A 9,049-nucleotide genomic window follows, 5' to 3' on the forward strand; every position below is an offset into this window, starting at 1 on the left:
CCATTCAGACATTCAACCAATATTTTCGTAGCAACCGCTACACATTTCAGCACAGCGTTGTGCCCCAAAACCGCATTGCGGGGAGGACGGCACAGGAACAAACAAGCATCAGTTCGCTTGCCTTCCAGACGCTTCGTCTTCAAGGAGCATCAATGTCTCTTCTTGCTTCCGCAGGAACTGTACTTGCAGCCGGCTCATCCGCTCTCGTGGATGCATCCGGTGCCCCCACCACTCTTGGTTTTGTACTTTCCGAGTTCTTCGGTACCTTCATCCTGATTCTGCTTGGTGCCGGCGTATGCGCCGCAGTGACCCTCAAGAAGTCCTACGCTAAGGACGCAGGCTGGGTTGTTATCACCTTCGGTTGGGGTCTGGCAGTGTTCACCGCCGTATACCTCTCCTTCCACTCCGGTGCACATCTGAGCCCCGCTGTGACCGTTGGCCTGGCAACTGCAGGCCGCGACCTGGCAACTGGCGTTCCCGCAACCCCGCTGAACATCACCCTGTACATCGTCGCTCAGATGCTCGGCGCAATGGCTGGTGCAACCGCAGCCTACCTGACTTACAAGAAGCACTTCGATGAGGACCCGGGCGACCGCCTCGGCATCTTCGCAACCGGCCCCGCTATCAAGTCCTACGGCTGGAACGTGCTCACCGAGATTATCGGCACCTTCGTCCTGATTGGCTGGATTATCGCATCCGGTAAGACCCCCGCCCAGATTGGCCCCCTGGCTGTTGCCCTGGTCGTTGTTTCTATCGGTATGAGCCTCGGTGGCGCAACCGGTTACGCTATCAACCCCGCCCGTGACCTCGGCCCCCGTATCGCCTACACCTTCCTGCCCATCCCCGGTAAGACCGGCTCCAACTGGTCTTACGCATGGGTTCCGGTTGTTGGCCCGATTATCGGCGCAGTCCTTGCTGGCCTGATCGTTCCGGCAGTCCTGCCCCTCTAAATCTCTCCAAAACCCCGTCTTTTTAGTTCTAAGGAAAAATCAATGACGACTTCTCTGCACTCCGCAACCCTCGACACCGAGCGCAAGTACATCCTCTCCATCGACCAGGGCACCACCAGCTCCCGCGCGATCCTGTTCAACAAGGCGGGCGAGAACGTAGCGTACGGTCAGCTCGAGCACGAGCAGATCTTCCCCAAGGCAGGCTGGGTTGAGCACAACGCAACCGAGATTTGGCAGAACGTCCGCAAGGTCGTAGCAACCGCAATGGCAAACGGCGAAGTCAACCACCACGAAATCGCTGCAGTCGGTATCACCAACCAGCGTGAAACCACCGTCGTGTGGGACAAGAACACCGGCGAGCCCGTCTACAACGCAATCGTCTGGCAGGACACCCGCACCCAGGACATCGTTGAAGAACTCGCGGGCGAAGAGGGCGTTGGCAAGTACCACGACATCGTCGGCCTGAACCTCTCCACCTACTTCTCCGGCCCCAAGATCAAGTGGATCCTGGACAACGTTGAAGGCGCACGCGAGCGCGCAGAGCGTGGCGACCTGCTCTTCGGCAACACCGACACCTGGCTGGTCTGGAACCTGACCGGTGGTGTTGACGGCGGTGTTCACGTCACCGACGTGACCAACGCATCCCGTACCCTGCTGATGAACATCCGCACCCTCGAATGGGATCCGCAGATCGCTGCAGACATGGGTATTCCCATGAGCATGCTGCCCGAAATCAAGTCCTCCTCCGAGGTGTACGGCTTCGGCCGCCCAACCGGTCTGCTCGCAGGCACCCCCATCGCGGGTATCCTGGGTGACCAGCAGGCTGCAACCTTCGGCCAGGCTTGCTTCGAGAAGGGCATGGCGAAGAACACCTACGGTACCGGTAACTTCATGCTCATGAACACCGGCAACGAGCCTGTCTTCTCCAACAACGGCCTGCTGACCACCGTCGCATACAAGATTGGCGACGCAGCTCCCGTCTACGCTCTGGAAGGCTCGGTCGCGATGAGTGGCTCCCTGATTCAGTGGCTGCGCGACAACCTGCGCATGATTGAGAACGCTGCAGAGTCTGAGGAACTGGCTACCTCCGTTGAAGACTCCGGTGGCTGCTACGTTGTTCCCGCGTTCTCCGGCCTGTTCGCGCCTCACTGGCGTTCCGACGCTCGTGGCGTCATCGTTGGTCTGACCCGCTACGTGAACCGTGCACACATCGTGCGTGCGGCACTGGAAGCAACCGCATTCCAGACCCGTGAGGTTCTAGACGCAATGAACGCTGACTCCGGTGTTGAGCTCTCCGAACTGCGCGTGGACGGCGGCATGACCGCTAACGAGTTCCTCATGCAGTTCCAGGCTGACATCCTCGGCGTTCCCGTGATCCGCCCGAAGGTTGTTGAGACCACCGCACTGGGCGCAGCATACGCTGCAGGTATCGCTGTTGGTTTCTGGACCGGCGAGCAGGACGTTGTGGACAACTGGGCTGAGGACAAGCGCTGGCTGCCCTCCATGGAGCCCGCAGAGGTCGACCGCCAGTACCGCCTGTGGAAGAAGGCTGTCTCCCGCACCCTCGAGTGGGTTGATGAGGACGTTCCGACCGCCTAATCGCAGCACCCGTTGCCTAACGGCACGGCCCGCGTACTAGCGGCCCCGGCTGCTTCTCCCCCACTGTAGGGTTGAGGCTGCCGGGGCTTTTCGCCGTTTTATGACGCTTGGTTCAGCGTTTATTGCGGCGTAATTTCTACAAAAATTAGTGCTGGGGGTACCGTTGGTTTTTGTAAATTCGGTATCTTCCGCCAATACCTGGCGCGGTGTTGTTCGTGAGGTGTCAGTACCGCACAGGACGCGTACGCGACATATTCATGCGCTGTCCTGACAGGTGTCGACGGTTCGCGCTGATACTTCATTTACGCTCCCGTCCGCCACGGTGCTTCACGTACCGCGGCGGACGGACTTTTATCTCTTGTTACAGGGTTCTCTGTGTTAGCGACGAGCGTGGGTTCGCTTTTCGTTGCAGTTCTCGCTGTAAAATCACTCGTTTTATGTCCCTTGTTGAGATACCCGTTCACATGTTGTGTGGGGTTGGTCTAACAGCGTTTGCATACCTTTTATGTCTACTTCACGCGCCGTATCATAGATATATAGGCTTATTGATCCTGTTCAGGCCGCCGAAGATGGCGGTTGGTTACGCATCCGGCACCTTCCGGTGCTCATGAGAACGGAGAGAGGCTCCGTTGAAAGGAGGGAGCGGGATTTCCCCGCACCGATTATGGTTGATGTTCGTCGCCGCAAGCTTGCAATTATTGCCATGAACGTTTCGGTTCTTGCAGCTGCTCTCTCCTGGCTGTTGGTGCTCTTCTCCGTCATGTATTCTGCCGCCGCTGTGCCGTGGGCTCTGGGCGTTGCTATCGTGTTGACTGTGATTGGCGCCTACGCGCTGTACCGCTACTACTCCAAGTACTCGCATGTGCTCCCGAACGAGGACCCGGATGCGCACGATGTGCTCGGCCACGATCTGCACTCAACCCACCTGCCGCACCTGCACCACACGGAGGGCAACGCTGACCGCGCGTAATTCTGGCAGGGCAGCCGCTAAGTAGCGACCTTCGCCACCTCCTAGGCAGCGTAAATGTGCCGCCTCACCGGTATCAGTGAGGCGGCACATTTACATTAAAATCACGGTTCAGAGTCCAAACCAACGATTATTTCTCAACGGTTGATTCAGCACTTCGACGCGCTACTGCTTCGGCTTTGGCTAGTTCTGCCTTTTCGTTCTCTTGAACTACAAGAGCGTTATATTTCCAACCGGGGATTCGTTCAACAAGCCATCCTATCCAGAGGAGCGCCGCGGTAATGAGAGCGACAGGAATCAGGTAGATGAGGGCTCTCGGGTCGCGAGTGTGGTCCGAGCCCAGCACGGTGAGCTCCCACAGCAGAAGAACCGGTGCCGCCATGGAAGGCATCACGATAAAAAGGATCAAGGCATAGTAATTGCCCATCTTGCTACCGGGCCTACCTCTATTCATACGAGCTTGGGTGACGGCTCTCTTCAGGCGTTTGTATTCTTCTAAGGTTTCGCCGTCTAGAAGCGAAGCCTCAGGGATCTTGGCGATAACGTACTGCACGGCTTCCAAATCAGAGGGCGCACAAATATAGATATGCCCCTGGGAAGTAACGGTATATTCTTTCGCGATGTCGAGGCACGCCTGCGCGTAACGGTTATTGAGCTCTCGGCTCTCCGGGTTTTCCTGGAGTTGCCGGCGGATATCTTTCAGGTCTTCCATGTTTCTCCTTGCAATTTCAGTCATCGTTGAACCCATCGGTAAGGCACGAGAAACACAGGTCACCCCACCCGGTGCGGGGTGAAGAAGCCGGAGTATTGAATTGCAGTGTATCGGTGTGTACTTCACAGAATGCCAGCTCTTCGGGCTCAATCAAAATTGCCGGGCATCCTGAGATATTTCAACAGCGGTACAAACGGCGGTGCATACATCTCATATATAGCGGTCAGTTATAGACAAAATCCGGTGCGGGTACGGTACGGAGGCGCCCCTCCCCTATGATGGTTGAAAGGGGTATTTGCCCCTCATACCATTTGCAGTACACGCCCACGAGCCAACGAGGAAGAGCATGACCAAAGCGACCGATTCGCCGCAGACGCCGGAAGCGCTCGCGCGCTGGTACACTCGCTACTCGAGCCCCGTCGGCGTGCTCTACCTTGCAGCCCGCGCGGATGCGATTGTGGGCATCTGGTACGAGGATCAGGCGCATTTTCCGCTTCCCCATGAGCTCGGTGGGCTGATTGAGAATCCCGGAGCCTATCTGCGGGAGCGCGACACGGCGGAAGATGAAGAGCCTACCGGCGAACATGCTGCGGCGCAGTTGCTGTCTCGCGCTGAGGCAGAGCTTTCCGAGTATTTTGAACGCAAGCGCACTTCTTTTACGTTGCCGTTAGATCCTGAGGGCACCGATTTTCAGCTGATTGTGTGGGAGCATCTGAAGACTGTTCCTGCCGGGTACACCACCACTTACGGCGAGATTTCGCGTGCGGTTGGCCCGGGTGCCCCGGCGCAAGCTGTGGGTCAGGCGGTCGGCCGTAATAAGGTTTCTATTATGATTCCGTGCCACCGCGTTATTGGTGCTGACGGTAGTCTGACCGGTTACGCTGGCGGGGTTGAGCGTAAGCAGTTCCTCCTCGATTTGGAGGAGCCGGAAGAGGTGCGGGAGGCGCGGCTCTTCTAGCGCCTGCCGGCTAGTCTTCGAGGCTCATGACGGGGTGGGGTATGCATCGGGTGCGTACCCCACCCTTTTTCGTACCTGCTTTCGGTGTCGCTGTTCTGCAACACGACACATAATCGAATATAGTTGCGATTTATTCACGGTAGAGTTACTGTTTAAATAGAACATGCTTCCGAAATACTCGGATCAGCTCAGCAATCTCAGAGAGGAGAGACCGTGACCTCGCAACCCAATATTCCCGCCAAATCCCTCGAAAACACCCCGAGCTACCCCACGTGGGTAACCGACGAACTTCTGCGCGACTACTACGACGCCGAATGGGGCATGCCCATCACCGACGAGCGGGGACTCTTCGAGGCCCTGAGCCTTGAAGCTTTTCAGGTGGGACTCTCTTGGCGAACGATTCTTGCCCGCCGCGAAGCATTTCGCCGCGCCTTCGAGGGTTTCGACCCCGAACGCGTGGCTGCGTTCACCGACCAGGATATTGCGCGACTTCTCCAGGACGAAGACATTATCCGTAACGAGCGGAAGATTCGCGCGGTCATCTCCAATGCGCGGCTGACCATTCGGATGCGTGAGCTTGCCGCAACGCCCCGTGACGCCTCCACGGAGGATATTCGCCTTCCTCTTATCGCCCTCTCTTCTACCCCGGCCAAAGAGGATAGCACCGAGGCGGCAAACACTCGCCGCCGTCGAGTTCGGACGCTAAGCCGCGAAGACCTGAACCGGATGCGTGAGCGCACCCTATCTGACGGCACGCGCATACCGGGCGGGCTACCGGCGTGGCTGTGGTCTTTCGCGCCCAGCGAGACTATCACTCCGCATACTTTGGAGGATATTCCCACCGATACCGCTGAGTCCGCGCTTCTTGCAAAGTCTTTTAAAGCTCTAGGAGGGGTGTTTCTGGGGCCGGTGACCGCCTACGCACTCATGTGTGCGATCGGCATGGTGGACGCTCACCTGGTGGGTTCGCATCGGCGCGGCTGTTCGGGTCTTTTCGCCTAAGCTTTGAGCCCCTGACGCGAAGGTGCACCCGGGCAGAGAAAAGCCGCGTGTTACTTCGGTGAAGTAAGCACGCGGCTTCTATGCGTTGAGAGCTTCCGCCCTGAGCTAGATTGTCGCAGAATCAAATCGTCGCAGGATTAGAGCATCACGAAGAGGAAGATCAGGGACAGCAGCGGCGGGGTCAGCTGGATCAGCGCCGGCTTACGCTTTGCCGGGGAGGTGAGGAACAGGTAGATACCTGCAATCGCCATGGAACCCAGGCCTGCGAACATGAGCGCCACGCCCACCTGCGGGGAGCCGAACCAGAAGGCAAGCAGGCCGGTTGCGGCGATCCAGGCGAGCATCAGGTTGTACAGGCCCTGGTTTGCTGCCATCTCCTTGGTGGACTCGGCGAATTCTTCGGTCATGCCGAAGGTTTCGCGACCCTTGGGCTTAGTCCAGAGGAAGGACTCGATGATCCAGATGTACACGTGAATAGCGATTGCTACGAAGGCAAAAACGGTGGTGACCGTTGCGAGTGCCTGCATTGTTTCTCCTTAAGCAGTAGGTGTTCTATTAGGCACCTGCCCGTTCTTTATTCTGGAGCACAACCTGTGGTGATGTTCAGAATCATGCAGGAGCAAGCACAAGAAGTAATTCTACGCTTCTTCCGGGCTTATCGGAACTTCCCTGAATATGCGTGAAACCCCTCGATTCGTCGTCTGCAGAGAAAATTGCAGGGTTCTCATCGAGGGGTTTCTACGCGGGGTTACGCCGAATCCGGTATCGGTCTTTAGCCCATCATGAGTGACAGGGTGAAGGACCAGACGCATACCAGGCCCAGCAGAATAGCGCTGTACTTGATGGACATGGAGGTGATCTTTGATTCCTCGCCGGCGCTGTTCACAGCCGCCGCCGCAATCGCGATGGACTGCGGGGAGACGATCTTGCCCATCACGCCACCGGCGGTGTTTGCGGCAACGAGCAGGGTCGGATCAACAGCAATCTGGGCTGCGGTGGTGGACTGCAGACCCGCGAAGAGTACGTTAGCGTTGGTCACCGAGCCGGTCACGAACACGCCAATCCAACCGATGATCGGGGACAGCAGCGGGAAGACCGGGCCAGCTGCCGCGAGCGCGAGCGCAATGGAGGTGGTCATACCGGCGTAGTTCATCACGTTTGCGACGGACATGACCAGGCAGATCATGAGGATCGGCATCTTCAGCTGGTTCCAGGTGCCGCCGAGTTCTTCGAAGGCCTCGCCCCAGCTGATGTTCGAGGTCAGGACGGTAATGATTGCAGCCACCAGAATTGCGGTGCCAGATGCGCCCAGGGTGTTCCAGGAGAACATCGCGGTCACGGTCTTGCCGGCGCCGGTGGTGATGGCTTCGTGAATGCCGGGGATGGGGAATGCCAGGGTTGCGGCACCGAGCAGGCCGTTGGTTGCGAAGATCGGCTTCAGCGCGGTGGACCAGAGCAGGATGGTTGCGGAGAGGAAGATGAAGGGGCTCCACGCCTTAACGATCTCAGCGCCGGTGTGCTTGACGCTCTGCTGAGCCTGAGCTTCTTCGAGGCTGGGTGCGGTGGATTCGCGGTAGATGTGCTTGGGCTGCCACTTCTGCATCACGAGCGCCAGGGCTACCAGGGAGAGCAACGGCGGGATGATGTCGACCAGTTCGGGCGAGCCGAGCAGCATCAGGATAGCCACCTGACCGCCGGAGAAGATCACGCCGGTCATGAGCGCTACGAGGCCGACTTCGCGGATGCCGCGGATGCCGTCCTGGATTGCAACCATCAGCAGCGGCACGATTGCCACGAAAATCTGCAGTACCGGAACCATACCTGCGGACAGGTGCGCGGTGTCGAGGCCACCAACCTTAGCTGCGGTGGTCACGGGAATACCGATAGCACCGTAGGCACCGGATGCGGCGTTAGCTACCAGTGCGAGCATGGATGCCTTGAGGGGGTTGAAGCCCAGGGATACCAGCAGTGCCGCGGAGATAGCAATCGGGATACCGAAGCCTGCCGCGCCTTCGATGAAGCCGCCGAAGCAGAAGGCGATCAGCAGCACCTGGATGCGCTGGTCATTAGAAATCGAGGAGACGGAGGAGCGCACGATGTCGAAGTTACCGGCGCGTACGGCAATGCGGTAGAGCCACACCGCCATGAGCACGATCCAGCCGATGGGCCATGCACCGGAGAGGAAACCGGAGAGGATAGAACCGGCGCCTGCGGTGATGGGCAGCCCGAAGACGGCGCAACCGATGATGAGGGTGGTACCGAGGGTCAGCAGTGCTGATTTGAGGCCGCTGAGTTTCAGGACGGTCAGGCCCAGCAGGAAGAGGACGATGGGTACTGCTGCGACCAGTGCGGAGAGCACCGGTGCGTTCAGCGGGTCGTAGGTTTGCTGCCACATGGGGCGGGGTGTTCCTTTCGGTCTGTGCTTTAGGCGGTCGCTTCTTCCGGTACGGCGTCTGCGCTGTATGGAAGCGTTCGGGCCGCATAAAAACCGATGGGCCCGGTCCTTGCGTCGTGGATGGGTCCATCGGTGAAGCGTGATGGTCTTGAGCTACCGGGCGTTTGGTTACTTGACGTGGCGATATGCCGAGGCAATATACCGTGGCGCGGCGGCGGTGAGCGGAACCTTTCCCTCTCACTAGGTGCTCTTGACTTTATCTGTCTAAGCTAACAGGTCTTCTCCGAGACTTCAGGATAGGGTGACCTTAAGTGTGCATAAATGATACTTATGTGCACAATTGCGCTCCTTAGCCCCAAACATCCTCCCCAGCGCACAAACACAGAAATGCGAAAGCCCCCTCCTACCGAATGAACTGCGCCCCGAAACTTGGACGCATTAAATAATAGCCGCTACACGGCTTCCC

The 9,049-nt window shown here is 58.2% G+C and carries 8 protein-coding genes; 5 read left to right on the forward strand and 3 right to left on the reverse strand.

Features of this window, described 5'->3' with window-relative positions; genetic code table 11:
* Positions 1-152 precede the first annotated feature (152 nt).
* The 3 genes from QZ822_RS05245 to QZ822_RS05255 all read left to right on the forward strand — a co-directional run bounded on the left by QZ822_RS05245 (position 153) and on the right by QZ822_RS05255 (position 3,519).
* Positions 153-950 (forward strand): MIP/aquaporin family protein, encoded by a 798-nt coding sequence (locus QZ822_RS05245; protein WP_294643127.1) that lies wholly within the window; start codon positions 153-155, stop codon positions 948-950.
* A 42-nt stretch (positions 951-992) separates the two neighbouring features.
* Positions 993-2,549 carry a glycerol kinase GlpK gene (gene glpK / locus QZ822_RS05250; protein WP_294643130.1) on the forward strand — a complete coding sequence of 519 codons (1,557 nt, stop codon included), beginning with the start codon at positions 993-995 and terminating at the stop codon, positions 2,547-2,549.
* 664 nt (positions 2,550-3,213) lie between these two features.
* Positions 3,214-3,519 (forward strand): N-acyl-D-glutamate deacylase, encoded by a 306-nt coding sequence (locus tag QZ822_RS05255; protein WP_246824924.1) that lies wholly within the window; start codon positions 3,214-3,216, stop codon positions 3,517-3,519.
* A gap of 127 nt (positions 3,520-3,646) precedes the next feature.
* Here QZ822_RS05255 and QZ822_RS05260 read toward each other — a convergent pair whose 3' ends face one another.
* Positions 3,647-4,252: a hypothetical protein gene (locus tag QZ822_RS05260; RefSeq protein ID WP_294643131.1), complete on the reverse strand. Its 606-nt coding sequence runs from the start codon at positions 4,250-4,252 to the stop codon at positions 3,647-3,649.
* 322 nt (positions 4,253-4,574) lie between these two features.
* Between QZ822_RS05260 and QZ822_RS05265 the strand changes: the two genes are divergently transcribed.
* Both QZ822_RS05265 and QZ822_RS05270 read left to right on the forward strand, forming a co-directional pair.
* Positions 4,575-5,186 carry a methylated-DNA--[protein]-cysteine S-methyltransferase gene (locus QZ822_RS05265; protein WP_294631474.1) on the forward strand — a complete coding sequence of 204 codons (612 nt, stop codon included), beginning with the start codon at positions 4,575-4,577 and terminating at the stop codon, positions 5,184-5,186.
* Between the two features lie 213 nt (positions 5,187-5,399).
* Positions 5,400-6,188 carry a DNA-3-methyladenine glycosylase I gene (locus tag QZ822_RS05270; protein WP_294643133.1) on the forward strand — a complete coding sequence of 263 codons (789 nt, stop codon included), beginning with the start codon at positions 5,400-5,402 and terminating at the stop codon, positions 6,186-6,188.
* A 137-nt stretch (positions 6,189-6,325) separates the two neighbouring features.
* Here the strand turns inward: QZ822_RS05270 and QZ822_RS05275 are convergent, their stop codons facing one another.
* Positions 6,326-6,715: a DUF1304 domain-containing protein gene (locus tag QZ822_RS05275; RefSeq protein WP_294643135.1), complete on the reverse strand. Its 390-nt coding sequence runs from the start codon at positions 6,713-6,715 to the stop codon at positions 6,326-6,328.
* Positions 6,716-6,960: 245 nt separating this feature from the next.
* The gene (locus tag QZ822_RS05280; RefSeq protein WP_294643136.1) at positions 6,961-8,583 is read right to left on the reverse strand and encodes an L-lactate permease; all 1,623 of its coding nucleotides are present in this window, start codon (positions 8,581-8,583) and stop codon (positions 6,961-6,963) included.
* Positions 8,584-9,049: the final 466 nt, after the last annotated feature.

Origin of the sequence: uncultured Rothia sp. (genome assembly GCF_916715725.1) — a bacterium.
Classification (GTDB): Bacteria; Actinomycetota; Actinomycetes; order Actinomycetales; family Micrococcaceae; genus Rothia.